The sequence below is a fragment of the Schaalia odontolytica genome (assembly GCF_024584435.1).
In the GTDB taxonomy this organism is placed as follows: Bacteria; Actinomycetota; Actinomycetes; order Actinomycetales; family Actinomycetaceae; genus Pauljensenia.
The window spans coordinates 1,973,747-1,998,459 of the sequence record NZ_CP102197.1 but is presented as its reverse complement, the minus strand read 5'-3'; the positions used below and the strand labels follow the sequence as shown (position 1 = coordinate 1,998,459).

27 protein-coding genes are annotated in these 24,713 nt (G+C 66.5%); 18 read left to right on the top strand and 9 right to left on the bottom strand.

Features of this window, described 5'->3' with window-relative positions; genetic code table 11:
* Nucleotides 1-33: 33 nt before the first annotated feature.
* On the bottom strand, nucleotides 34-561 hold the full coding sequence (locus NQK35_RS08930) for a hypothetical protein (protein WP_202812419.1): 528 nt from the start codon (nucleotides 559-561) through the stop codon (nucleotides 34-36).
* A gap of 516 nt (nucleotides 562-1,077) precedes the next feature.
* On the opposite strand from NQK35_RS08930, the gene NQK35_RS08925 reads away from it, so the two are divergent.
* The 14 genes from NQK35_RS08925 (at nucleotide 1,078) to pknB (ending at nucleotide 15,870) form a co-directional block, all read left to right on the top strand.
* Nucleotides 1,078-2,259 carry a hypothetical protein gene (locus NQK35_RS08925; RefSeq protein ID WP_257113934.1) on the top strand — a complete coding sequence of 394 codons (1,182 nt, stop codon included), beginning with the start codon at nucleotides 1,078-1,080 and terminating at the stop codon, nucleotides 2,257-2,259.
* Between the two features lie 435 nt (nucleotides 2,260-2,694).
* A complete protein-coding gene (locus NQK35_RS08920; RefSeq protein ID WP_257113933.1) occupies nucleotides 2,695-2,895 on the top strand; it encodes a hypothetical protein in 201 nt (66 codons plus the stop codon).
* On the top strand, nucleotides 2,892-3,332 hold the full coding sequence (locus tag NQK35_RS08915) for a hypothetical protein (RefSeq protein WP_257113932.1): 441 nt from the start codon (nucleotides 2,892-2,894) through the stop codon (nucleotides 3,330-3,332). Before NQK35_RS08920 ends, NQK35_RS08915 begins: the two co-directional genes overlap by 4 nt.
* On the top strand, nucleotides 3,329-3,868 hold the full coding sequence (locus tag NQK35_RS08910; protein WP_257113931.1) for a hypothetical protein: 540 nt from the start codon (nucleotides 3,329-3,331) through the stop codon (nucleotides 3,866-3,868). Before NQK35_RS08915 ends, NQK35_RS08910 begins: the two co-directional genes overlap by 4 nt.
* Nucleotides 3,861-4,550, top strand: a complete 690-nt coding sequence (locus tag NQK35_RS08905) for a hypothetical protein (RefSeq protein WP_257113930.1) — start codon at nucleotides 3,861-3,863, stop codon at nucleotides 4,548-4,550. The genes NQK35_RS08910 and NQK35_RS08905 overlap by 8 nt, the downstream gene beginning before the upstream one ends.
* The gene (locus tag NQK35_RS08900) at nucleotides 4,547-4,876 is read left to right on the top strand and encodes a hypothetical protein (RefSeq protein WP_257113929.1); all 330 of its coding nucleotides are present in this window, start codon (nucleotides 4,547-4,549) and stop codon (nucleotides 4,874-4,876) included. Before NQK35_RS08905 ends, NQK35_RS08900 begins: the two co-directional genes overlap by 4 nt.
* A gap of 153 nt (nucleotides 4,877-5,029) precedes the next feature.
* Nucleotides 5,030-5,992, top strand: a complete 963-nt coding sequence (nrdF, locus tag NQK35_RS08895) for a class 1b ribonucleoside-diphosphate reductase subunit beta (RefSeq protein WP_257113928.1) — start codon at nucleotides 5,030-5,032, stop codon at nucleotides 5,990-5,992.
* Nucleotides 5,993-6,321: 329 nt separating this feature from the next.
* Complete coding sequence (locus NQK35_RS08890) at nucleotides 6,322-7,023, top strand: FhaA domain-containing protein (protein WP_251775100.1); 702 nt, start codon at nucleotides 6,322-6,324, stop codon at nucleotides 7,021-7,023.
* 4 nt (nucleotides 7,024-7,027) lie between these two features.
* The gene (locus NQK35_RS08885; RefSeq protein WP_048728501.1) at nucleotides 7,028-7,528 is read left to right on the top strand and encodes an FHA domain-containing protein FhaB/FipA; all 501 of its coding nucleotides are present in this window, start codon (nucleotides 7,028-7,030) and stop codon (nucleotides 7,526-7,528) included.
* 3 nt (nucleotides 7,529-7,531) lie between these two features.
* Nucleotides 7,532-8,821 carry a PP2C family protein-serine/threonine phosphatase gene (locus NQK35_RS08880; protein ID WP_257113926.1) on the top strand — a complete coding sequence of 430 codons (1,290 nt, stop codon included), beginning with the start codon at nucleotides 7,532-7,534 and terminating at the stop codon, nucleotides 8,819-8,821.
* The gene (locus NQK35_RS08875; protein WP_257113925.1) at nucleotides 8,821-10,206 is read left to right on the top strand and encodes an FtsW/RodA/SpoVE family cell cycle protein; all 1,386 of its coding nucleotides are present in this window, start codon (nucleotides 8,821-8,823) and stop codon (nucleotides 10,204-10,206) included. Before NQK35_RS08880 ends, NQK35_RS08875 begins: the two co-directional genes overlap by 1 nt.
* Nucleotides 10,203-11,654, top strand: a complete 1,452-nt coding sequence (locus NQK35_RS08870) for a peptidoglycan D,D-transpeptidase FtsI family protein (protein ID WP_009212732.1) — start codon at nucleotides 10,203-10,205, stop codon at nucleotides 11,652-11,654. The genes NQK35_RS08875 and NQK35_RS08870 overlap by 4 nt, the downstream gene beginning before the upstream one ends.
* Nucleotides 11,655-11,665: 11 nt before the next feature.
* Nucleotides 11,666-13,876 (top strand): serine/threonine-protein kinase, encoded by a 2,211-nt coding sequence (locus NQK35_RS08865; protein WP_373567097.1) that lies wholly within the window; start codon nucleotides 11,666-11,668, stop codon nucleotides 13,874-13,876.
* Entirely contained in the window at nucleotides 13,849-15,870 is a 2,022-nt protein-coding gene (gene pknB / locus NQK35_RS08860; RefSeq protein WP_257113922.1) for a Stk1 family PASTA domain-containing Ser/Thr kinase, read from the top strand. The genes NQK35_RS08865 and pknB overlap by 28 nt, the downstream gene beginning before the upstream one ends.
* A gap of 326 nt (nucleotides 15,871-16,196) precedes the next feature.
* On the opposite strand, the gene NQK35_RS08855 is transcribed toward pknB, so the two are convergent.
* The 4 genes from NQK35_RS08855 to NQK35_RS08840 all read right to left on the bottom strand — a co-directional run bounded on the left by NQK35_RS08855 (nucleotide 16,197) and on the right by NQK35_RS08840 (nucleotide 18,610).
* On the bottom strand, nucleotides 16,197-16,850 hold the full coding sequence (locus NQK35_RS08855) for a glutamine amidotransferase-related protein (RefSeq protein ID WP_257113921.1): 654 nt from the start codon (nucleotides 16,848-16,850) through the stop codon (nucleotides 16,197-16,199).
* Nucleotides 16,851-16,985: 135 nt separating this feature from the next.
* On the bottom strand, nucleotides 16,986-17,147 hold the full coding sequence (locus tag NQK35_RS08850) for a hypothetical protein (protein WP_009212736.1): 162 nt from the start codon (nucleotides 17,145-17,147) through the stop codon (nucleotides 16,986-16,988).
* 10 nt (nucleotides 17,148-17,157) lie between these two features.
* Nucleotides 17,158-17,919 (bottom strand): class E sortase, encoded by a 762-nt coding sequence (locus tag NQK35_RS08845; RefSeq protein ID WP_009212737.1) that lies wholly within the window; start codon nucleotides 17,917-17,919, stop codon nucleotides 17,158-17,160.
* On the bottom strand, nucleotides 17,912-18,610 hold the full coding sequence (locus NQK35_RS08840; RefSeq protein WP_257113920.1) for a DUF881 domain-containing protein: 699 nt from the start codon (nucleotides 18,608-18,610) through the stop codon (nucleotides 17,912-17,914). The genes NQK35_RS08845 and NQK35_RS08840 overlap by 8 nt, the downstream gene beginning before the upstream one ends.
* A gap of 126 nt (nucleotides 18,611-18,736) precedes the next feature.
* On the opposite strand from NQK35_RS08840, the gene NQK35_RS08835 reads away from it, so the two are divergent.
* Nucleotides 18,737-19,000 (top strand): cell division protein CrgA, encoded by a 264-nt coding sequence (locus tag NQK35_RS08835; protein WP_257113919.1) that lies wholly within the window; start codon nucleotides 18,737-18,739, stop codon nucleotides 18,998-19,000.
* Nucleotides 19,001-19,012: 12 nt separating this feature from the next.
* Here NQK35_RS08835 and NQK35_RS08830 read toward each other — a convergent pair whose 3' ends face one another.
* The 3 genes from NQK35_RS08830 to NQK35_RS08820 all read right to left on the bottom strand — a co-directional run bounded on the left by NQK35_RS08830 (nucleotide 19,013) and on the right by NQK35_RS08820 (nucleotide 21,388).
* Nucleotides 19,013-19,774 (bottom strand): DUF364 domain-containing protein, encoded by a 762-nt coding sequence (locus NQK35_RS08830; protein WP_257113918.1) that lies wholly within the window; start codon nucleotides 19,772-19,774, stop codon nucleotides 19,013-19,015.
* A gap of 104 nt (nucleotides 19,775-19,878) precedes the next feature.
* Nucleotides 19,879-20,757 (bottom strand): rhomboid family intramembrane serine protease, encoded by an 879-nt coding sequence (locus tag NQK35_RS08825; protein WP_257113917.1) that lies wholly within the window; start codon nucleotides 20,755-20,757, stop codon nucleotides 19,879-19,881.
* A 109-nt stretch (nucleotides 20,758-20,866) separates the two neighbouring features.
* Complete coding sequence (locus tag NQK35_RS08820) at nucleotides 20,867-21,388, bottom strand: peptidylprolyl isomerase (RefSeq protein ID WP_257113916.1); 522 nt, start codon at nucleotides 21,386-21,388, stop codon at nucleotides 20,867-20,869.
* Nucleotides 21,389-21,538: 150 nt separating this feature from the next.
* Here NQK35_RS08820 and NQK35_RS08815 point away from each other — a divergent pair, with 150 nt between their 5' ends.
* From NQK35_RS08815 to NQK35_RS08805, 3 genes are all read left to right on the top strand, one after another.
* Complete coding sequence (locus NQK35_RS08815; RefSeq protein ID WP_009212743.1) at nucleotides 21,539-22,147, top strand: hypothetical protein; 609 nt, start codon at nucleotides 21,539-21,541, stop codon at nucleotides 22,145-22,147.
* Between the two features lie 258 nt (nucleotides 22,148-22,405).
* Nucleotides 22,406-22,615 carry a hypothetical protein gene (locus tag NQK35_RS08810; RefSeq protein ID WP_373567034.1) on the top strand — a complete coding sequence of 70 codons (210 nt, stop codon included), beginning with the start codon at nucleotides 22,406-22,408 and terminating at the stop codon, nucleotides 22,613-22,615.
* Complete coding sequence (locus tag NQK35_RS08805; RefSeq protein WP_257113915.1) at nucleotides 22,609-23,799, top strand: S8 family peptidase; 1,191 nt, start codon at nucleotides 22,609-22,611, stop codon at nucleotides 23,797-23,799. Before NQK35_RS08810 ends, NQK35_RS08805 begins: the two co-directional genes overlap by 7 nt.
* A gap of 61 nt (nucleotides 23,800-23,860) precedes the next feature.
* On the opposite strand, the gene NQK35_RS08800 is transcribed toward NQK35_RS08805, so the two are convergent.
* Nucleotides 23,861-24,673 carry a hypothetical protein gene (locus tag NQK35_RS08800; RefSeq protein WP_257113914.1) on the bottom strand — a complete coding sequence of 271 codons (813 nt, stop codon included), beginning with the start codon at nucleotides 24,671-24,673 and terminating at the stop codon, nucleotides 23,861-23,863.
* Between the last annotated feature and the right edge of the window lie 40 nt (nucleotides 24,674-24,713).

Genomic DNA, 24,713 nt, shown 5'->3' with positions numbered 1-24,713 from the left:
GGTCCACGCACGCAGGCGCGAATTGACAGTGAATCAGAGCGTGCGCGAGGCGATCCTGCGCTGCGCTTGCAGCGAGCGCCACGCGTTGAAGAGGCTCATCGCCAGGGGAATGGACACGAGGGCTGCCAGGAGCCAGGACTGCGCGACGATGGCGGCCCCCGCGATGGCCAAGAAGGCCGCGAAACAGGCGCGCTGCATGCGCGTGCAGGCGGTCATGATGGACCCGTCGGCCCGGGCGGCCCGCAGGGCGACGTGGGAGTCGGAGAAGATGACGAGATCTTCGTTTCCGGACCATTCACGGCGCCACCTCAGGTCGTTGACGGTAAGCGCAGCGAGGAGGGACAGGAGGACGAGGCCTCCCCCGACGATCAGCGCGCTGGCCGCGAAGGAGAGGGTGTGGTCGTCCGGCTCGGACATTGAGGCGATCTGCGCGGCGGCGACGATGCCGCTGACGGAGACGATGAGCACGGCGGTGACGACGACGATGGCGAGGTTGATGCGCGCGGCGATCGTCTGCTCGGCGCGCACGCGGTTGTATCGGCGCAGCCGATCGTTACCCAATCGGTAGGGTCTTGGCGCCGCCTCGAATTTTGAGGATCTGGATCTCACTCCCCCACAATATCCTTGTTCGTTGATGTTTCATGCCTTTGCGCGATGGAGTGAGGTGTCAAATCCATAACATTTCCGTCGGTCAGCATACGCCGGGAGTGTCGTCCCGCATCCCGCGCTCACGCTCGCCCGCACCTGCGGCGCCGCCCGGCTCGGTCCGGGTAAAACGGGGGCGACCAGCGGCTTCACACCCACGTGGGGGACGTGGTGACGGCGGCTCCACCGGGAAAACGAGGGCGACCAGCGGCTTCGCCCTCCACCGGAGCGACCTCGTTGACGAAAAGCGGCGGCTCTCCTTCTTCGACACCGGGCGCACGCCCGACATCTTGGGAGTTTGTCACAGTCTTGCACACGCGCGAATGGACGGAGTAGTCTGCTTAACGAGCGGGACCTGACCCGCCGGTGGCCAAGCGCCGTTTAGTTGGAGTGAATCGATGAGCAGCCCGCCCCCCCCCGAGCGTTTCGGCGGTGGATTCAGCGGTCCCGTATTCTGCCGGGACCGTCGAGTTTGCCGAGTCCTTCTCGTGGGACTTTCCCGTTAATGTGAGCGCCGTCCTGGACCTGCAGGACCAATGCGACGCGCCCATCGCGGCACTAGACGAGGCCATCGGCGATGCGTCAATCGCGCGCGGTCAGGTCGCCCACCAGACCGCGGCACTGGTGGAGACGGTCGTCGAACACCTTACGAACGTCATATCGGCCAGCGAGCACGCGCTGGCCGGCTTCCGGTCCGTTCGCTCGGCCCTGGAGGATTACGCGGGTGCCATGACGCCCGTCGATCTCGAGTATCAGGCCATCGCCTCGGATGCTGAGGCCGCCGGGTTGGAGGTTGCCCGGGACGGGACTTCCGTGACGGTCAGCCACCCGGCCAACATTCCCGCAGGGGTGGGGGTTGTCTTCGCGGCGCTGCACGCTCGCTGCACGCGCAACCAGCGCACGTTCAGCTACGCCGAGGCACAGTTCGGCGAGGACCTGGCCCAGATCGATCCGAGCCTCTGGGAGTCGACGATCACCCCGATCTTCAACGGGTTCGTCAGCAAGTACGGGTTCCCCACGGGGGATGACGCTGCCAAGCGTATTCCCGACTACCTGGACACCATGCGCACCACCGCGGGCGACCTCATCGAGTCGACGTACCTGAAGGCCAACGGTGCGACCTATCAGCCCCCGCCCGGCATCAAGGACGCATCCCTGTGGAAGCGGGTAACCGCCCCCGGTGAGTTGAAGAACTGGAAGGTTCCCTCCGTCAATGCCGTCGAAGGCGGCAGTCGAGTGGTCAAAACAGCCGACGCACTTCGTATAGGAGGCAAAGTCGCAGGCCGCGCGTGCGCGGTGCTCGACGGCGCCGTCAGCGCCTATGACAGCTACCAGTCGGACTCCTACCACCACCCCGAGATGGGAGAGGGCGAAAAGGTAGCACGGGCCGGGGTGACCGGAGCGTTGGCTGCTGGGGGCGCATACGTCGGAGCCACCTACGGAGCACAACTCGGCGCAGCCATCGGCGCATTTGGCGGCCCTGTTGGCATTCTTGCCGGAGGCATAATCGGTGGCGTTATTGGCGGGCTCGCAGGAAGCCAAGCTGGAAAGATGGTCGCAGAGTGGACTAACGACGGAATGAACGCAATTCTCCATCCGAAGACGAAAGGATAGTGCGTTGCTCGCAATTATAGGACTGATTCTTATAGGACCTTTCGGCCTTGTTTCTTGGTATATGGAAACATATACCGATTGCTCATTCGCACCACTGTGGAGAAGTATATCAACCTCTCCGAGCTCCATGGGTAGAAGCAAAACTCTCACGCTGCCACTACTTAGTCTCTGCTTTACCCTTGCTGGAGTCGGAATGATTCTTGACAAGCTAGGGTTCTCACCGTGGGTCTACATGGCTCCGGCATTTCTCGGATTCCTATGCATACCTCTCGCATTGCTGTGCCTCCTTCCCCTTCCTGCTCCCCGTTGGGCAAACATGGAATACCAGTACATGAAGCGCCACGGACTACTGGACGAGAACGGTGACCCGCTCCCCCAGTCCCAATGGCCCGACAGCGAAATCACCCCCGCGGACGACCCGGAGGAGAAGGAGCCGTGAACCCACCAGACTCTCCCCGCCATGCGCAGCTCGGCGCGGCTATCGGCGCTTTCGGTGGTCCCATCGGCATCCTTGCCGGAGGTGTCATCGGCGGCGTCATAGGCGGGCTAGTGGGAAGCAAAATTGGACAAAAAGCAGCAAGTCTTGTCAATGACGGCATGCACGCGCTCATCAACAGTGGAGGTTCACAGTCATGATTTTCTGGGAGGTTCTTGGCGCAATTTTCGGGCTCATGATTATCGGCGCCTGGTACATGGAAACCTACCTCGATACCACATTCTCTAGCAACTCCCGCATTATCACCTCGCGGATGAGCAGCAGCGCGAGAAGCCAAGCAACGACACGCCCACTTGCTGGCCTTGGTTTCTTTATCTGCAGCCTCGGAGAAGCTATCTACCAACTTGGTACCCATTACATCGTCACAGGAATCCTCATAGTCACCGGTCTACTCTGTTTTCTTATCGGCGCCATCTACCATTTCTTCCCCTTACCAGTTCCCCGATGGGCCGACGCTCGGTACCAGTACATGAAGCGCCACAATCTGCTGGACGAGAACGGCGACCCGCTCCCACGGTCGCAGTGGCCCGACAGCGAAATCACCCCCGCGGAAGACCCGGAGGAAACGTCGCTATGAGCCTGGCATCCTACTGGTTGATGCCCCCGGGATGGACGTCCTGCGCGCGCGAGGACATCCCCGGGGTCCTGGCGCTCGCCTTCCGGGTCGACACAAACGGGGACACACGGGAACACCGCCCCTCGCCCGCCTCGTCCCCGTCGGGCGGCGAGGTGATCGCCCTGGCCACCGGCCCCACCGATGCCACCTACGACTTCACCCCCACCATCCTGCTCCTCGCATCCCCCATCCCATCGGATACCACACCCGAACAAGCCCTCACAGAATCAGCGGTTGCCCTCTCCCATCAAGTCCCCGGATTTCGCATGCTGGAGGACTGCCCCTGGCCCGCAACGCCAGAATCCGCGCGGCTTCGCACGGGGATCTACATTCAGGGCAGGGTACCGATCACCGCCAGCCAATGGGCTTGGGCTCACACCAAGGGTGAGGGCAGCTTCCTCCTCACGGCAACCGCAACGATGACGACCCCTACTTTCGGCGACCTGCACGAAGACGTCCTCGCGATCATCATGAGCCTGGAGGTGCGCAATGCCTGACCGTCCTCGCATGGTCATTCCGGGCGACGTCACCTCACGCTTCGCTACCTTTGAGGAGCTCACCGGTGACGCGCTGCATCTCGCGACTCTCATGCGCACGGCTCGCTCACGACTAATCATCGCAACCACGTCTCCGGACACTTCCCAGTGCCATCAGGCTTTCATCTGGATGCAGCCGGGCACCTGCGTTGTCACCCGGACGGCCACCGCCCCCACCGGTGACATTGAGACCCACATTTATCAGATCGACAACGAGGAAATTCCCCACGTCGTGGCAGCGATATCTCCGCTCGCACCTAACCCCGCCGTCTTCGATGGACCTCCCTCACTGCCGACAGCAATCGTGTACGCCGCGCAGCAGGGCAGCGTCGACCAAGCAGCCCAGCTCCTCGCGACTTTTTCGTCCTACGGCCCCGACGATTCCGCGTTCGCCGCATCTCTCGTCACCCTGCGGTGGGCCTACACCACGTGGATCCGAGAGGACTGCGCAGACGAGTATTCCTTCGTTCCAACAAGCATCCTGTCGACCCTCATCACTCCAGCCGCCTCCTACAGAGTCGAGGCCCCATTGCTCGCGCCCAGCACCGGACCTCACATCCCCATCCAGCCCATCTACAACACGCAGTTGTGGGGCCTGATCACGCACTTCTTCGCCCTGTCACCCGAGAGGAATCAGCCATGACCTACGTCAATATCCAATGGGACTACACCGAAGTTGAGTCCATCATCTCCACCGTCGACCATGCCGGCACCCGACTCAAGAACGTTCCCATCCCGCGCTTTCCCTCCACCGGAAGCGCCCACCACACCCTCCTGACCAGCCACCTCACCGCCCTGAGCAACACGATCAGTCAGGTCGCCTGGATCGCCAACGGCATCAGCCTGGGCCTGGGGGCAGCCACGCACGACTTCATGTGCACGGACGACGCGGCCGCCGACGTCCTCCGTGAGATCCAGCGATACAACGACCTGTACAACAACAGGTATCCGGTCCGTCCCACCACCTGAGGACACCTCGCCACCCCTGGAGCGCCACCCCGGCCGCGGCCTCGTAGGCGCGCGAGACACCACAGCGACACTCCGGGCGGCGGGCGCTACCCTGGTGCCTGTAGGCGGGGCCGTCGGCCTCGTCCCTTGACCCACGCCGAGCAGGAGGAGCCCATGGCGATTGAGCCCGTGTTCGAGGCCATCAACTGGAACAAGATCCAAGACGAGAAGGACCTTGAGGTCTGGGACCGCCTGACGGGTAACTTCTGGCTGCCGGAGAAGGTCCCGCTGTCTAACGACCTGCCGAGCTGGAAGACGCTCAACAAGGACGAGCAGCTCATGACGAACCGCGTGTTCACGGGCCTGACGCTGCTGGACACCCTGCAGGGCACGGTCGGGGCGGTCTCTCTGATCCCGGACGCGCGCACCCCCCACGAGGAGGCCGTCTACACGAACATCGCGTTCATGGAGTCGGTGCACGCCAAGTCCTACTCCTCGATCTTTTCGACGCTGCTGTCCACGGAGGAGATCAACGAGTCCTTCCGCTGGTCGAACGAGAACGCGGCGCTGCAGAAGAAGGCCGAGATCATCAAGTCCTACTACGACGGGGACGACGCGGAGAAGCGCAAGGTCGCCTCCACGATGCTCGAGTCCTTCCTCTTCTACTCGGGCTTCTACGCTCCCATGTACTGGAGCGCGCACGCCAAGCTGACGAACACGGCCGACCTGATTCGCCTGATCATCCGCGACGAGGCGGTCCACGGCTACTACATCGGCTACAAGTACCAGCTCGCGGTGAACGAGTCCAGCCAGGAACGCCAGGACGATCTGCGCGACTACACGTACTCGCTGCTGTACGAGCTCTACGAGAACGAGGAGCAGTACACGGAGGACCTGTACGATCCGCTGGGCCTGACCGAGGACGTCAAGAAGTTCCTGCGTTACAACGCGAACAAGGCACTCATGAACCTCGGGTACGAGGCCCTCTTCCCCCGCGACGCCACCGACGTCAACCCGGCGATCCTCGCCGCGCTGAGCCCGAACGCGGACGAGAATCACGATTTCTTCTCCGGTTCCGGCTCCTCCTACGTGATGGGCGAGGTCGTCGACACCGAGGACGAGGACTGGGACTTCTAGGGCTGCCCTGTCGGCAACGGCTTTCGTGGGCGTTCCCGCCGTGGCGGGGCGCCCACGAGCGCTCGCTCGATCTCGTGCGCTGTCTGCTCGCACACACTTCCTGCCACATATGCAACAATTGCACCAAACGCCACAGGCGCATCGTTACGGGGTATTCCCCGCCACGACGCGCCTGACACGCGGGGACGAGGGTCGCATCTCATCGCTAACACCCACGCAGATAGAGCCACACCCCTTCCCGCGGCGGCTAGACTGTGACTGGGAGCGGCCTCGCTGCCACCACACCGTACGTCGCGCGCACCGCGCGGGGGAATGAGGAGAGCACGACTATGAGCATCTTCGACCGCTTCGAGAGCGCCGTCGAGAGAGGCGTCAACGGCGCCTTCTCGCGCGTGTTCCGGTCGGGGATCAAGCCCGTGGACATCACCACGGCGATCCGCCGCGCCATGGACGAGTCCGTCCAGGAAGTCTCCGCCTCACGCATCATCGCCGCGAACCACTTCACCGTCTACGCCTCGCGCACCGACCTCTCCTCCCTCGAAGCCTCCCTCGACGTCCTCGCCGACGAGTTCGCCCAGCAGGCCACCGAACACGCCTCGTCAAACGACTACTCGCTCCTCGGGCCCGTCACCGTTGAATTCGTCGCCGAAGCCCTCGAACCCAGCGGCACCCTCAAGGTGGACGCCGAGAATCGCAGGGGTCCGGCCGCCCCGGCCACCGCCTCGTCCGCATCCCCCGAGCACCCCATCATCGACATCGACGGGGACAAGTGGCTCCTGACCGAGCCCGTCACCATCATCGGTCGCGGCTCCGAGGCCGACATCGTCGTCAACGACTCGGGCGTCTCACGTCGCCACCTGGAGCTGCGCATCACCCCCTCGGGCGTCATCGCCACCGACCTGGGATCCACCAACGGAACGTTCGTCGAGGGCCACAGGATCGATGCCGCAACACTGCTCGACGGTAACCAGATCGTCATCGGACGCACCAAGATTCTCTTCTGGACCCATCCAGACCAGAGCGGAGTTTAATGAAGTGACCACAGACCTCGCATTCACTGTCTTCCGCATCGGTTTCCTGGTGCTGCTCTGGCTCCTCGTACTCGCCGCCGTCAACACGCTGCGACGCGACATCTTCGGAACCGTCGTGACCCCGCGCGGAAAGGGACGCGACAAGGCAGCATCGCGGCGAAAGGCCTCACGCGAGAAGCGCAAGGAGAAGAAGCGCACGTCCGCCAACCCGCTCGCCCCCAAGGACCTCCTGGTGACCGGCGGCCCGCTGGTCGGCACCATGCTGCCCCTGGGCGAGGCCCCCATCGTCATCGGCCGATCCCCCGCCTGCACCCTCGTCCTCGAAGACGAGTACGCCTCGAGCCGCCACGCTGCCCTCACCCCCCAGTCCGACGGCTGGTGGATCGAAGACCTCTCCAGCCGAAACGGCACCTTCATCGACGACGAACGGCTGGCCACCCCGCGCCAGCTCAAGATCGGTGACGTCATCCGTATCGGCCAGACGACCCTCGAGTTGGTGGGCTGAAGCATGTCAGGAAACGCCGTTCAATTTCACTACGCTGCCCGCTCCGACGTGGGCCTCGTGCGCTCCAACAACCAGGACTCCGGCTACGCCGGCGCCAACCTCCTCGTTCTCGCCGACGGCATGGGCGGACCCGCGGGCGGCGACATCGCCTCCTCGGTGGCCCTCGCGCACCTGGTTCCCCTCGACACGGACTCGCACCCCGCGGACTCGATGCTGCCCCTCCTGCGCGAGGCGCTCCTGGACGCGCACGAAGAACTCACCGACCGCTCCAGCCGGGATCGCGACCTGGAGGGGTTGGGAACCACCTGCATCGCGCTCATGCGCAGCGGCAACCGCCTGGCGATGGTCCACATCGGCGACTCGCGCGCCTACGTGCTGCGCGGCGACACCCTCACCCAGGTCACCACCGACCACTCCTTCGTCCAATACCTGGTCGACACCGGCCAAATCACGCCCGAGGAGGCCGAGCACCACCCCAACCGCAACGTCGTCCTGAAGATCCTGGGCGACGCGCAGGCCGACGTGGCCCCCGACGAGACGATCCGCGAGGCCGTCGTCGGCGACCGATGGATGCTGTGCTCCGACGGCCTCTCGGGCCTCGTCTCCCCCGAGACCATCGGCCAGGTGATGGCTGACTTTGCGGATCCGGGCGAATGCGCCGAGGAGCTCATCCGCCTGGCGCTACTGGGGGGTGGCCCCGACAACATTACGTGCGTCATCGCGGACATCGTTCCCGCGGGCACCTACCCGCCGGCCCCGCCGCAGATCGTCGGCGCGGCGGCCATCGACCGTCACGCCAAGTCGCGCGGCGGCGAGGGGGCCGCGGCGCGCGCGGCCGCCCTGGGCTCGAGCGCGCGGGCGGGCGCGGCCGACGAGGAAGACGCACCCGAAGACCTCAAGCCTCGCACCTCCTGGTGGACCCCCGTGTTCGTCTCCCTCGTCACAGTCCTCGTCATCGCCGCGTCGTGGATGTCCTGGAAGTGGACCCAAACCCAGTACTACGCGATCGGCAAGGACGGGTACGTCGTCATCTACCAGGGCATCCCCCAGTCCATCGGCCCGTGGCAGCTGTCGCACGCCGTCGAGGTATCCAACGTCGCGCTGGCAGACCTCGCGCCCGTGGACCGCCAGCGTCTCGACACCCCCGTGCTGCGCTCCTCACGGGCCGACATCGACTCCTACATTGAGGGACTTCGCCGTTCCATCGCCGACAACGCGGCCCTAAGCCAGCAGTCCGGGGCGCCCCAGTCGGGACCGGGCCAGTCGGGTAACCAGAGCGGGGGTGCCTCGTAATGGCCACCGTATCAATCGCGCCCGCCAGGCCGCGCCTCTTCCTGGAGCTGCTCCTCATGGGGCTGGCCCTGCTCGTGGGCATCGCCGGATACGCGCTCACTTCCCTCAACTACACGGGCGCGATCCCCGCGAACCTCCTCACGCAGGTTGGCGTGCTCCTCGCCCTGGCCGTCATCGGCGAAATCGGCGTGCGCTTCCTCGCCCCCTACGCGGACCCGGTGATCCTGCCGATCGCCGTGGCCCTGACGGGGCTGGGACTGGCGATGATCTATCGCCTGGACCTGTCCTACGCGCGCAGGGGCGAGGCCGTGGTCGGCTTCCGCCAGGCCCTCTTCGTCGGTATCGCGATCGTCATCGCCGCGATCATTCTCATCGCGCTGCGCGATCACCGCATGCTGCGTCGCTACACCTACACCTTCGGTGCCCTCTCCCTGTTCCTCCTGCTGCTGCCCATGATCCCGGGTCTCGGACAGGAAACGTTCGGCGCGCGCGTGTGGATCCACCTGGGACCTCTCTCCGTGCAGCCGGGCGAGCTGGTCAAGATCACCCTCGCGGTCTTCTTCGCCGGCTACCTGGTGACCAACCGCGACAACCTGGCCATCGGCGGGCGCAAGCTCCTGGGGATGCGGCTGCCTCGCGCGCGCGACCTCGGCCCCATCATGGTGGTGTGGCTGATCGGCATCGCGATCCTGGTCCTCCAGCGCGACCTGGGGACCTCCCTGCTGTTCTTCGGCCTCTTCGTGGCGATGCTCTACGTGGCAACAAACCGCGTCTCGTGGCTGGTCATCGGTTTTACGCTCTTCGTTCCCACGGTCTTCATCGCCGTCCGGTCCTTCGGCCACGTCCAGACCCGCTTCAACATCTGGCTGCACGCACTGGACCCCACGGTCTACAACGAGGGGTCGTATCAGCTGGTCCAGGGCCTGTTCGGTCAGGCCTCGGGCGGATTGATGGGCACGGGGTGGGGCCGGGGCTACCCCCAGCTCGTGCCCCTGGCGAACTCGGACTTCATCCTCTCCTCCTTCGCCGAGGAGCTGGGGCTCACCGGCATGGCCGCGATCCTTGTCCTGTACCTCATCCTCATCCAGCGCGGGCTTCGGGCCGCCCTGACTGTGCGCGACGGCTTCGGCAAGCTCCTGGCGACCGGCCTGAGCTTCTCGCTTGCGATCCAGCTGTTCGTGGTGCTGGGCGGCATCACGCGGATCATTCCGCTGACCGGTCTGACCGCTCCCTTCCTGGCAGCGGGCGGGTCCTCGATGGTGTCCTCGTGGATCACCGTCGCGCTTCTCATCCGCGTCTCGGACGCGGCCAGGCGTCCCGCGTCGACTCCCGCGCCGTGGAACTCAGGCATTCAACCCGCCGTGAGGGTAGGTGACGCCGAGTGAACGCCCAGATCCGCAAGATCTTCGTCATCGTCCTGCTCATGTTCGCCCTGCTCGGCGTGGGCGTCACCAACACGCAGTTCGTCTCGGCCTCCTCCCTCAACGCCGACCCGCGTAACCAACGGACGATCCTGCACGCGGCCGAGACCGACCGCGGTCCGATCATCGTGGACAAGAGCGCGATCGCCTCCTCGGAGCGTGAAGAGGACTCCAAGCGCTATGCGCGCTCCTACTCCGAGGGTCCGCTGTACGCCTCGGTCACCGGCTACTTCTCGTCGGTCGGCAACGCGTCGACGGGAATCGAGGCCGCCGAAGAGTCGGTCCTGGACGGCCAGTCGCAGACCCTGCTGGGGCAGCGCATCCGCAACCTCCTGACGGGCCAAAACCGCCAGGGCGGCGGCGTGGAGCTGACGCTGAACTCCAAGATGCAGCAGGCGGCAGCTCAGGCGCTCGGCAACCGCAAGGGGGCCGTCGTGGCTCTCGACGCGACGACGGGGGCCGTGCTCGCCATGTACTCCTCGCCAAGCTACGACCCCAACGCCCTGGCGTCCTCCGACGCGGGCTCCGTCACGGACGCTTTTGACTCCCTGTCTTCCGACCCGAACAAGCCCCTGCTCAACCGGGCGATCTCCGAACGCTACGCGCCCGGCTCGACCTTCAAGATCCTGACCACGATCGCGCTCATCGAGAACGGCGTGGCCTCGCCTGAGACGCGCATGCCGTCGCCCGTATCAACGACGCTGCCGGGCACAGCCACCGAGGTGACCAACATTGAGTCCTCCACCTGCGGCGACGGTAATCCCACCCTCGCCGAGGCCTTTGCGCGCTCGTGCAACACGACCTTCGTCTTGGCCTCCGAGCAGCTCACCAACCAGCAGCTCACGGACGTGACGAATCGCTTCGGTTTCGGCCGCGAGTCGCAGATCCCCCTGACGGTGACGCCCTCCGTGTTCCCGACGGGCGTCGACTCCGCTCAGCTGGCGATGAGTTCGATCGGTCAGTACACGGTTCAGACGACGCCCCTGCAGATGGCTCAGGTCGCCCAGACGGTGGCGAACGACGGCCAGATGATGTCCCCGTACCTGATTGCCTCGATCGTGGACGCCGACAATCAGGTGGTTCGCTCCAGCAGCCCGACGGACGCGGGACGCCCCATCTCCGCCGAGACGGCCTCGAAGCTGCGCTCCATGATGGAGGGCGTTGTCTCCCAACCCTATGGGACCGGCACCACGATGGCGCTGCCCGGCGTCTCGGTCGCCGCCAAGACCGGTACCGCGGAAACCGGCGAGGGCGAGCGAGCCAACGCGTGGGCCATCGGTTTCGCCCCGGCGGACAAGCCAAAGATCGCCTTCGCTGTCCTGGTCGAGGGCGACGACGAGACCCCCACGCCCCACGGCGGCGACGTGGCCGGACCCGTCGCGCGGGCCATCTTGGAAGCGGGGCTGAAGTGAACGCATCACGCATGACTTCGGGCGCCGGGCGCGTCCTCGGGGGCCGGTACACGCTGCTCACGCCGATCGCCCAGGGTGGCATGGGCGAGGTGTGGAAGGCCCGCGATCGCGTCAGCGGCCACATCGTCGCCGCCAAGGTGCTGCGTCCCGAGCTGACGGGCGAGGAGCTCTCGCTGTCCCGCCTGCGCCTCGAGGCACGCAATTCGATGTCCATTTCACACCCGAACATCGCCAATACCCAGGATTCCGGCCAGGAGGACGGGATTGGCTGGATCATCATGGAGCTGGTCGACGGATACCCGCTCACCGACTATCTTCGCGGCGGCTCCCGGATCGAGCCCGAGTACCTCATGCCCATTCTCGTGCAGGTCGCGATGGCGCTGGGAGCCGCGGCCCGCGCGGGCGTCGTCCACCGCGACATCAAGCCGGCGAACATCCTGGTGCGTCCCGACGGCATGGTGAAGCTGACGGACTTCGGCATCTCGCGGGCGACCGGGCAGGTCAACCTGACGGCGGCCGGGATGGTCATGGGCACGGCCCAATACCTGCCTCCCGAGCAGGCGATGGGCGAGGTCGCCACCCCCACCGGGGACCTCTACGCCCTCGGCGTCATCGCCTACGAGGCGGCCGCCGGTCGGCGCCCATTCACGGGGGAAACCCAGGTGGACATCGCTTTCTCGCACGTCAATGACCCGGTGCCGCCCCTGCCCGACTTCGTACCCGAGCCGCTGGCCGACGTGATCCTGCACCTGCTCGAGAAGGACCCCGCGAAGCGCCCCGAGTCAGGGTCTGCGGCGGTCCGCGAGATCGCCAGCGCGGCCAAGGCGATGGGCATCTCCGTCACTCCGCGCCCGCTGCCGCTCCCCAAGGCCGCCCAGCGCACCACGGAGGTCCGCACGCCCGTGCAGCCCTCCGTCCCGATCGTCGCCCCCGTGCGTCACCTGACGCGCCGTACGCTGCCCGACGAGATGCTGGCGCCGCCGTCGGGCCTGACCCCGGCCGTGCGCTCCCACACGGGTCGCCACGCTCTGTCCGTCATCGACGAGGCAACCACGATCGCCCCCTCCTCCGCGCCGATCCCGATCACGGGACGACACGCGTCGGTCCCCCGCATCCTCGACGAGGCCGAGGTGCCCTCTCGCGTCGAGCCTGACTCGGCACCCACCAGGGTGCGCCGCCTGCACCCCGGTGGCGGCGCTCACGGGCAGCAGCCGTCTGGCGCCGTTCGCTCGCTCACCTCCACGGGTCGCCACGGCGCCGTCACCCCCACGTCTCCGGCGCCCGTCCCAACCCCCACCCCTGCACCGAAACCAGCGCCCCGACCCACCGCGGCGGCCCCCGTTCCGGCCTCGGATCCGGTTCCCTCGCCGACCCCGGCTCCCCGTCCGACGAAGGCGGCGGCCCCCTCGGCTCCCGCACGCGCGGCCGACGCCGCCAAGCACCCGACGTCAGCCGATGCCCGCGGCAGCGCGCAGGCCTCGTCCCCGGCGCCCCGACCCGCTCCCATCCCGACACCCCCGGCCTCGCGCGCGCCCGCCTCGGCGACGGCCAACACGCCCGCTGATCGGCGGGCCGCACTGGCCGAGCGTCTGCGTCAGCGCGCGGAGCACCGCCAGGCCGAAGACGTCGCCGAGGAGCGGCGGCGCGCCCAGGTCGCCCGCGAAGAGGAACAGCGCGCACGCGAGCTGCGCGACGCCCGCAAACGACGTGAGGCGGGGCAGGCGCAACGCCAATCGACCCGACAGGCGTCCCCGCCCATCCCTCGGCCCACCTCTCAGCCCGCACCGGTGACCCACGACCACCGCGCGAAGGGCGCGTCGGGACCGAAGGCTGCACGTGCATCCACGGGGTCGACTCCGCGCGTGTACGGCACCGTCCCTCAGCCGCGCGGACAGAAGGCGTCCACGCGTCCGCGCCGCTCCGTCTACGAGCAGCAGCCGAAGAAGGCGCGGGGGCGCCGCTGGCACGAGCTTGATGCCCGCTCCGCGCAGCAGACTCAGCCGCCGACCAAGACGGCCTACTCGCGCAGCGTCGTTGCCCCACCCGTCCCAGTATCCAGGCAGATCATCCGCGCGGTCGTTGTCGCAGTCATCGTGATTGCGCTGATTGCACTCCTAGCTATTACGATCAGACACATGCTTGGCTCCCTGATGCATCCAAGTGCGGGGGCCCTCATCATCGAGGAGGTCAGGACATGGCAGAGCCCATGGCCCACCGTCTAGCCGGCCGGTACGAGGTCCGTTCGCTCATCGGGCGCGGCGGAATGGCCGAGGTCCACCTGGGCTTCGACACTCGCCTGTCGCGCGTCGTCGCCATCAAGATGCTGCGACGCGACCTGGCGCAGGACTCGATCTTTCAGGCGCGCTTCAGGCGAGAGGCACAGTCGGCGGCGTCGCTGAATCACCCGAACATCGTTGCCGTCTACGACACCGGTGAGGAGATCATCGAGGACGCCGTTGGGCGTTCGATCGCCGTCCCCTACATCGTCATGGAGTACGTTGAGGGCCACACGGTGAAGGACCTGATCTCCGACGGGACGGCCGTTCCCATCAACGAGGCCGTGGAGATCGTGTCGGGCGTCCTGTCCGCGCTCGACTACTCGCACGCGAATCACCTGGTGCACCGCGACATCAAGCCGGGCAACATCATGCTCACCTCGGACGGCAAGATCAAGGTCATGGACTTTGGCATCGCCCGAGCCCTGACGGATTCGCAAGCGACGATGACGCAGACGAACGCTGTCGTTGGCACCGCCCAGTACCTGTCTCCCGAGCAGGCGCGCGGCGAGACCGTGGATGCGCGCTCGGACCTGTACTCGACGGGCGTCGTGCTTTTCGAGCTGCTGACCGGTCGCCCGCCTTTCAAGGGGGACTCCGCTGTCGCCGTCGCCTATCAGCACGTCGAGCAGATTCCCCCGACCCCCTCCTCGATCCTGTCGGATATTCCCGATTCCTTGGATCGCGTCGTGCTCAAGGCCCTCGCGAAGAACCGCGAGGACCGCTACCCCAGCGCGGCGGCGATGCTCTCGGACCTGCAGCGGGTCTCGCGCGGCCTGGATGTGGCGGCCCCACCCGCCGACTCGTGGGCGACGGAGGTCCTACCTACCTCGGGGATGGGCGGCGCGCAGACCGCCGCGACCACGCCGATGTCGGCGGTCGCCCCCCGCGGCGGCGGCCAGGCCATGGCTGCGACCTCCACGTCACTCCCGCCGGTCGCCAAGCGAGCGGACACGGCGGAGGAGGCGAGCAAGGCCCGTAAGCGTCGCACCGTGATCATCGCCTCCGTCGTCGCCATCGCCCTGCTCTTGATCGCCGGGTCGGTGTGGGCGCTGACGCGCCGCGCCGCAGCGCCGGAAACGGTAGCGGTTCCCACCGTCGTTGGCCTGAGTCAGGCGAACGCGAAGGCCCAGATTGAGGCCGCCGGTTTCGTCTGGGAGCTCAACTCTGAGAAGGTTGCCTCCGACAGCGTCGAGGAAGGGTCCGTCGCCTCGACCGATCCGGCCGGCGGTACCCAGGCCGAGAAGGGCTCAACGGTGCGGGTCACGATCTCATCGGGCCCCGATTCGGTGGTTCTCCCGGACAACCTGGTGGGCATGACGCCCGAGGACGCCCGCAAGGCCATCGAGGCCCTGGGGCTGAAGTGGGAGCTCGACTCCAGCAAGGTCGCCTCGGACACCGTCGCCGAGGGCAAGGTCGCTCAGACGAACCCCTCCCCCGGCTCGAAGGTCAAGGCCGGTCAGACGATCCGCGTCTACCTGTCCTCGGGATCCGACGAGGTCGAGGTCCCGGACCTCAGCGGCATGAGCCAGGATCAGGCCAGGAGCGCCCTGAAGGCCGTCGGCCTGGAGCTCGGGAACGTGACGAGCGTCGACTCCGAGAAGGACAAGGACCGGATCGTCGCTCAGGATCCCGCGACCGGCACGAAGGTCAAGAAGGGCACGACAATTGGCGTGTCCGTCTCCAACGGCAAGACCGCCCAGGTGGAGATCCCCACGGTCGTGGGCACGAGCAGCGAGGACGCTCAGGCACAGCTGAAGGCTCTCGGCCTGAACGTGACTGTCGAGGAAGTGGCGGACAACCAGCCTGCCGGCCAGGTCCTGTCCATCGAGCCCGGCGAGGGTTCCAAGGTCGAGAAGAACTCGACCGTGAAGCTCAAGGTGTCCAAGGGCCCCCAGGCGGGAAATAACGGCAACAACGGGAACAAGAAGAAGAGCTAGCCTCGGCATGACCGCCGCCCGCGCGTGGGGCCCGCGCCCGCCAGGACACTTCCTGGGGCGCGGGCCTCGTCGTGTGTGTGGGCCTCGTCGTGTGTGTGGTGGGCACAGGCGGCCAGGGACATAGGAAAGCGTCGGCGTCGCGTCTGCCCGCACGCGGCCCCTCAGGCGCACCCGATTCGCCCGCGACACGGGCCGGCGGTCGCGACGGCAAAAACCAAACGGGGGGATTTGCACCACTAGCGGTCCGACACGCCGACGACACGCCGACAGCGCGCTTTAAATGACGTAATTCCCCCCATTGGCCCGATTGAAGGGCCCCGCGCGGCCTACAGCGTGAAGCGCTGCGCGACGACGGGTTTGAGGGTGGCGGCACGCTCGCGCGCGCCGAGATCGCCGCATGCCGCCAGCCAGTTGGCGAGCATCAGGTGCCCGGATTGGGTCATAACCGATTCGGGGTGGAACTGGACGCCCTCGAGGGGCAGGGAGCGGTGACGCACCCCCATGATGATGCCGCGCTCGGTGGTTGCCGAGACCTCAAGATCGTCGGGAAGCGTTGCCGGGTCGATCGTGAGCGAGTGGTAGCGGGTCACCGTCAGCGGCGAGGGGACGCCGGAGAAGACACCGCGCCCGTCGTGCGTGATGACGGAGGTCTTGCCGTGCATCAGTTCGGGCGCGTGCCCAACGGTCGCTCCGAAGAGCTCACCCAGCGCCTGGTGTCCCAGGCACACCCCCAGCATGGGAACCTCGTGCTCGGCGCAGTCCGAGATGGTCTGCAGGGATGCTCCGGCGCTCTTGGGGTCGCCCGGTCCGGGGGAGACGAGGACGCCGTCGTATCCGGACTCGAACCACGCAGCATCCACGACGTCGTTGCGCACGACGTCCACGACGGCACCCAGGTGGCGCAGGTAGCCCACGATCGTGAAGACGAACGAGTCGTAGTTGTCAACGCAGAGGATTCGTGCCAACGTCGGTCCTTCCATGTGCGAGGTCGCGCCTCTTGCTCCGCCACCCATCGTAGGGCGAGGCATCGGGGCTCGCGCGGGCGCCGTCCGATACACGGGCGGCGGATACGGTGCGAGGCCGGGGCGAGGCGGCCTCGCGTAGCGCGTGGGCGGCTAGGCGCCGCCGACGGAGGATTCCCCGAGCTCCAGGTAGGTCTGCACCCAGGGGTAGACCCAGGTGAAGAGTGCGGCGACGACCGCGCCGATGAGGATCGCAGACTCGATGACTTTCAACCAGATGGGTCCGGGCAGGTGGCGGAAGATCCATGCGTACATGAGGGGTCCTTCAGTTCTGGGGTTCGTCGACGAGTTCGGCGGGGACGCCCGTGTCCTTCGGAGTCCAGGATTCGAACTTGAGATGGACGATGAAGCGCTGCCAGTTGCCGTACTCGGGGTGGCACGTGGTCATGGTCATCCATCGTTCGGTCGGTGTTTCGGACCAGGACACGTCGTCAATGACGGGGGCGACGACGCGCATCTGAGTGGGGTCGGTGGCGTCGATGATCTCGGAGGAAACCATGGAGTAGACGAGGTAGTGGTCATCGACTTCCACGACGACCTTGTCGCCCTGAGTGAGCCGGTCGATCCAACGGAAGTTGTTGCCGTAGGTGCGGCGGTGTCCGGCGACGGAGAAGTTCCCGACTCCGCCGGGCTGGGTGGTCATGTCGTAGTGGCCGGCCCAGCCCTGGTCGAGCACGTCGGACGTGGTGCCCTCGGCGAGGGGGATCTTCATCCAGTCCCAGGTGGGAACGTGGATGAGGCCGTATACCTCGCCGGCGCCGACCTCACGCGTGAACTCGGGCGGATCGTCGGTGCGCGTCTCGCCCTGGGTGCGCTTGGTGGGCTGGTGGTCCTCTTCGAACGAGGCGATGGTTTGCTCGACCTGGCCGGAGACCTCGTAGGTCGTCCAGTAGAGTTGCCAGACTGAGAACAGGCCGATGACGAAAGCGAAGGTGATGAGCAGTTCTCCAACGACTCCGACGATGTTCCAGAAGATATTGGAGCGTCTCTTCTTCGTCGGCGAGGCGGGGGCGACGTGTTCACCCATTCGTTTCCTCCACGGTTGCGTAGTTGACGGTCGATGAGGTTGTGGCGGGCGCAAAGCTGAGTGCGTCCTTCGTTTGCATGTCCCAGCCGAGGCCGTACTTGGCGACGTAGGCCTGGTAGTTAACCATACGTGGGTTCGAGGCGACCGCCGCGTGCAGGGCCGCAGGATCACCGATTGCTTGGATCACATAGGGCGGGGAGAAGCTGGTTCCATCAACGAGGATGACGTTGCCGATGCAGCGGATCACGGTGCGGTCGGTGACGCGCACTCCCTGGACGGTCATGGCCTCGGCTCCGCCGCTCCACAGTGCATTCATGGTGTCCTCGATGTCCTGCTGGTGGATGACGAGGTCATCGGGGGTGGCTCCCGCGGGGACCTGGCCGACGGGAGCGTCGGACAGCGTGATCTGGACGCCGGGCCCGGAGACGGGCCGCGTGGAGCCCGCGGTGAAGGCATCCTCGGCGGCGGTGCCCGATTGCGCGGGAGAGAAGCCCTCGATTGCGGCGTCCAGGGAGGAGACCTCTGTCTCGAGTTGGCGGACCTGCTCCTGCCGTGTGCGCACGAGGGTGGACAGGTCGGAGGTGGCGGCGGGGTGTCGGCGTTCGTTGAGCGCGGAGACGGAGAAGAGGAGACCCGATGCGACGGTGACTGCGAGCACGCCGATCAGGTGGCGGGCACGGATTCCGGGCATCTATCCCTCCTTTCGTGGCGCTGCGCTTTGGCACTTTTCATGTCCGAGACTACGCTAGTGTTGCGACTAATTCATCACCGCCGGGCGTTTCGTGTTCCCGCGCGGGCCAAGCAGGGAGGATCTGGCGTGGCCGAATCCAAGAAGCGTAAGAAGAACGGGCGCGAGGCCACGGACGATACCGAGATCCAGAACTGGACCGACGGGATTCCGCTCAGCCCCGCCTGGTGGGCGCCGGCCTTCATCACTCTGATGATTCTCGGCCTGCTGTGGGTCGTCGTCTACTACATTTCGTCGGGGACGTATCCGGTGCCCAAGCTCGGCGCGTGGAACATCGCGGTGGGTCTCGGAACGATGATGGTTGGTTTCCTGATGACGCTTCGGTGGCGCTGAGGGCGCCGACGCTCACGCGCGGCTGAGTCGGACCCTCATGCCGGCATCGTACATGCCGAGAAGGGAACGTCCGGCCAGGCCGTCCTCGAGGCGAGCTGCGTGCGCGCTGGCGAACGACAGGACGGTCTTCGCGCCTGCGCGCAGCAGCGCGGGGGATGCCGGGGTTGAGGGGCCCAGGACGATCGTGTGCGCCGCCTCGGCGAGTTCGAGCAGGCGCGGGATGGTCTTGTTGACGAAGGCGGATCCGGAGATGAACACGTAGTCCATCTCGGGAAGCAGGTACTCGCAGGCCGAGTCCGGGTAGTCCCCGTCGAAGAGGTTGCGTTCCAGGACGATCAGCTCTCCGGCGTCGGGCAAGGCCGCGGGGGCGAAGGGGAAGTGTCCGATGATGGCCACTCGCTTGTCGGCAACGAGGGGCGCGTAGGGGTGGAAGGTGCGCGCCCAGTTGTTTTCGGCGCAGGGTGTGAATCCGTGTGCGAGGGCCCGATCGGGGTGGCAGTGGTAGGCGTTGATGGCCGCCACGCCGATGCCGGCGTCCTCGAAGTTCCAGGATTTAGCGAGGGCTGCGACGTCGCGCAGGGGCCGTCCGAGAAGCTCGGCGGGGTCGGAGACGGCGCGCGGGCGCGACTGCACGTTCATGCCGAAGGCCATCCCTACTCCGCTGTCGCTGGAGGAGACGCGGCGCCACTTTCCCTCGGTGTTGATGCTCGTGGCCGTCAGGTCGGCGGGAATCTCGTCGATGAGTTCGTCGTACAGGTCCCAGGGGCTGGTCATGGTGTCTCCTGCGAAGCTACGGGGAGGGTCGGTCCGTCGCCGACCCTCCCCCATGTTAGGTCATCCTCAGATAGCTTGCGCGGAACTCGCTCGTGCCGGTCCCCTCACGCCCCGTACACTTCGAGGAGGAGACGGAAGGCCAGGGCGTTGAGCGCGATGGCTCCCGCGACCATGCCGAGTGCCGCGAACACCTCGCGGCGATTCTGCGCCGCCTCGGTCACCCCCGGACGCGGGCGGGACAGGCGCGCGAAGGCCCACGTGACCGCTGCGCCGACGACGAGGCCGCCGATGTGCGCCTGCCAGGAGATGCCGCTGGCGATGAACCCGTAGGCGAGGTTCGCGACCAGGAGGGCGACGATGGATGTCGTGTCGGATCCGTGGAGGCGCTGGAGGACAAAGACCGCGCCGAAGAGGCCGAAGACCGCGCCGGAGGCGCCGACGGTCCCCACGTAGATCTGCGCGGGCTGGATGAGGCACCACGCGATGACGAAGGCGGAGCCGCCCAGCGCGCTCACCAGGTAGATGGTCAGGTAGCGCCACCGCCCCAGGGCCGGTTCGATGGCCCGCCCCACCCAGTACAGGGTCAGCATGTTGAAGCCGATGTGCATGATCCCCCCGTGCAGGAAGGCTCCCGTGAGGATCGTCCAGGGTTGACTCATGAGGCGGGCGGGAACCAGCATCAGCGAGGACTCCACGGAGGGCACCAGCCAGGTGAGGGCGAACATGAGCACGCAGATCCCCATGAGCGCGTAGGTGACGACAGGCGCGCCCGCCGCGGAGGCACGCGAGACGCGCCCCGACCAGCCGCGCTTGGAGGCGGCGCAATCCACGCAGATGGAGCGCACCTCGGTGGGGACCACGCAGTCCACGCACATGGGGCGGTTGCATCGCTTGCAGTAGTCGACGGCGCGCGCTCCGGGGTGACGCGGGCAGTCGGGGGCGGCGCGCGGATCGGAGCGTTGGCCGTAGCTTGGCATGCTCATGGCTTCCCTTTCGGACGGCGGGTAGGGGACGAGGCCGGGGCGCGTCGCCCCGCCAACTGCGCTGGGCAGCGGGGGCGGCCCCGGCCTCGTTGATGAAGAGGAGGAACGGTCAGTCGACGATCTCGATGGAGTTGATGACCTGGTCGGTGACGGGACGGTCGCCCGCGCCCGTGGGGGTCGCGGCGATGGCGTCGACGACGCGCTTGGAGTCCTCGTCGGCGACCTTACCGAAGATCGTGTGGTTGCCCAGGAGCCAGGGGGTCGGGGCGACGGTGATGAAGAACTGGGAGCCGTTGGTGCCCTTGCCCATGCGCTTTCCGGCGTTGGCCATGGCCAGCAGGTAGGGCTCGTTGAAGGTGAGTTCGGGGTGGATCTCGTCGTTGAACTGGTAGCCGGGACCGCCGGTGCCGGTGCCGAGGGGGTCGCCTCCCTGGATCATGAAGCCCGGGATGACGCGGTGGAAAATGGTGCCGTCGTAGAGGGGGCGGGAGGTCTTCTGACCGGTCGAGGGGTCAACCCATTCGCGCTCACCCTTGGCCAGGGACACGAAGTTGGTCACCGTGTTGGGGGCGTGGTTGGGGAACAGTTCGACGGTGATGTCGCCGGCGGTGGTGTGGAGAATTGCTTTCATGTGGACAATGGTTGCATCTTTTCCTGGGTGTTTCCTGTCCGTTCGGTGAGTTTGTCGGGGTGGTGGGCTGCAGATCACAGGCGGTTGTAGCACAATAGGAGTCAGTGGCGCGCCCGCGCCCCGTTTATCGTGGACAGGAACGGAGACATCATGGCTACTTCGCCGACTTTCGATGCAGATAAGCTGCGCGCTTCGTCTCAGCAGCTTCGGGACGCAGCCGCCATTTACGCCGGGAAGGTTGCCGTGAAGGTGGCGGATCTGGCCAATCAGGGCGTCGAATGGGCCGCCCCCCGCGCCCAGGCCGCGCTGAATTCCGCGATCGAGCACGCCGCACCCGCCATCGACAGCGCTGCGGCTCGCGCCCAGGCTGCCGCGGCCTCGGCGGGTCCCGCGATCGAGAACGCTCGCGGCCACCTGGTCGATGACTACTTGCCGCGCGCCTCGCTCGCTGTGAACCAGGCGGGAGCCGCGCTCTCGGCTCGCGGCTCCCTGTCGGATCGTGCGCGCCGCGCAACGGAGGCCTCGGCCGCCGCGCTGGCGACCCCGACGCGCAAGCGCCGCAGGTGCCGCGTGCTGCGCGCCCTGGGTCTGACCGCCCTGGTCGGTACGGTTGCGGGCGCGGGCTACATCCTGTGGAAGCGTTCGCAGCCGATTGAGGACCCCTGGGCCGAGGAGTACTGGGCGGATCTGGACACCGATTCCTTCGTTCCGGAGACCGATGCCGAGAAGGCTACCTTCGAGCAAACCGAAGGACACTGACCCTCTGAGAGGCTTGTGCTGACGGGGGCCGCGGCGTCTGGCGCCGCGGCCCCCGGTCGTTGTGGGCGGTTTTTGCGCCCCTTCCCGGTTGGTCATATGATGAGCATCATCTCATTGACATCCGCAGGCTCGGCTTGCGTTTTACTTTCTCGGAGGGTCCTGTGAGCGACGTTGGTTTCGACTCCCAGAAGCACGATCAGACGCGTCACGACGCGGAGCAGGGGGGAACACCTAGGTAACGCCGCGGGCAGGCCCGGCATGAGCGGCATCATGGGAGGCGGGGCCGGAGCCGGGGCCAGCAAAGAAGAGAAGAAGACCCCCAAACGCAAGTACGAACCCTTCAGATTCGACGAGGAGGACGAGCTGCCCCCCGGCTACGTCAACCCCATGTCCCAAACCTACGGCTCCGACAAGGACATCACCCCCGCCCCCACGAAAGACGACGGATGGGACCCACGCCAATGGTAACCACACCCCCCACACGCGCCGCCCGAGCTGCACGCGCGGCCGCCTGCGCGGCCGCCCTCAGCGTCGCCACCGCCGCCCTACCCGCAGGACCCGCCCACGCCGCCGACACCATCACAGCCGCCGACCAACCCTACTACGCCTACTACCACCTCGACCAAGCCCGAGCCAAAGGCTACACCGGCCAAGGCGTCACCATCGCCCTCCTCGACGGCGAAGTCGACACCACCGCCCCCGAACTCACAGGCGCAACCATCACCGACAAAACCCCCTGCACCGTCACGTCATCCCTGCGTTCCAAGAGCCACGGAACGGCGCTTGCTTCAATCCTTGTGTCGCCAACGTACGGGGTAGCACCCGATGCCACACTGGTGGTCTACAAGCTATCTGCACCGTCCGCGGGAGACACGTCCTCGGAAGACTGCAACGATAAGAAGTCGAAGAAAGACGGACCCGCTTCACTCATCAATCACGCCATCAACGACGGCGCACAGATCATCACCAACGCACACGGAACCACCTCCCGCGATATAGGGCTCAAATGGGCTATGGCACGCGCAATGTCCGAAGGAGTCATTATCACAGACGCGATAGGCAACGAAGCAAAGGATGAGACTGCCTCGTCCCTGTCCTGGTGGTCCGGTGTCGTAGGAGTCAGCTCGATCGACACCAGCGGCAAGCGCGCCGACTACTCCTCCTGGGGCAACGGGGTCACCACCGCAGCCGTCGGCGGCCCCTTCACGTATCGCAATTACGAAGATGGACAACTCATCCAGACGTCGGGAACCTCTGTTTCAGCTCCCCTCGTCGCCGGCTTCCTGGCGCTCGCCCGCCAGAAGTGGCCCGACGCCACCGCCAACCAGCTCCTGCAGGCCCTGACCCACACGGGTCTGAGCGACCAGAGCGGCTGGAACAAGTACACGGGGTACGGCGCGGCGGATGCAGGAGGCCTCGTCAACACGGATCCCTCCCAGTACCCCGATGAAAACCCCCTGGCGGACGAGGGCGGGGGAAGCAGCCCCACTCCCGAGGAGGTCCAGCAGTATACGAATGGCCTCGTTGTCCCCACCGAAATCGTGTACGACGACTCCTACGTCTACCGTGGCCTCGACGAGTCGTTCCTGTCCAACTCGGACATCACCTACCCCATGCACATCGGGACCAGCCCCCGGTACCACGGGAAGTGAGGCGGGTAGCCCCGCCGCCGCGACGAAGCGGCGAGAGCCCACTCGTCGCGGGGAGAGCGTTCTACGGATTCGCGGAGAGAAGCACCAGCGGGAGGAGGAGAACGCACCAGCACAGGGGCGCGTTCAGGACTATTCCTCGCGTGGCAAGCGCCCGCTCGGCCTCGCTGTCGGCGCGTCGGCGCGCCCGTATTCCCACGATCAGGCCCGTCAGCTGGATGAGGCCCGCCGGGACGGACATGTGGATGCAGACGGCCACGACGATCAGGGCGGGCAAGAACGGTCGCCCCGGCGTCGTAGCGAGCTCGTGGAGCATCGCGAATAGGCCGACAAGCAGCGCTCCGGCCATCGCCAACATTCCCGTTACTCCCGCCCCCACCGATATCGCGCCCGGGCTGGCAAAGACGCGGCGGAACAGGGCAACGCACGCGGCCAAGGCCGCTGCGCCGCACACAACCAGCAGGGGGACGAGGGCCCGCGGATCGCGGACCATGCCGACGACCGGGATGATGCAGGCGCAGGCGAGGAAGAAGGCATTCGCACCCGCTCCGAGCGCACAGCGCGCAAGCTCCCCACGCCCCTCGGCCCGCGTTCGTCCCACCAACCCGGCGACGACACCCACCAGATGAACGATCCCCGCCGCACGGGCGGCGGGCAGGAGCGAACGGACAAACTCCCCGTCGCTCATCACCGCCGACTCGCCGACAACGACGAGGTTGGCGCTGGCGCTCATCGCGTCAAAGACCGAGGCGGACCGGACGAGGAGGCCCCCGATCATGAGCGCGAGTCCCGCGAGCGCGCAGAACAAGGACAGCCTGCTCATCCGCCGCGACGCGCGTCCGTCGGGCGCAGCTGCGGGGCCGCTGCGGTCGTTCATCGCCATCTCCATCCGACGATCGTGTCAGGCCTCGACACTA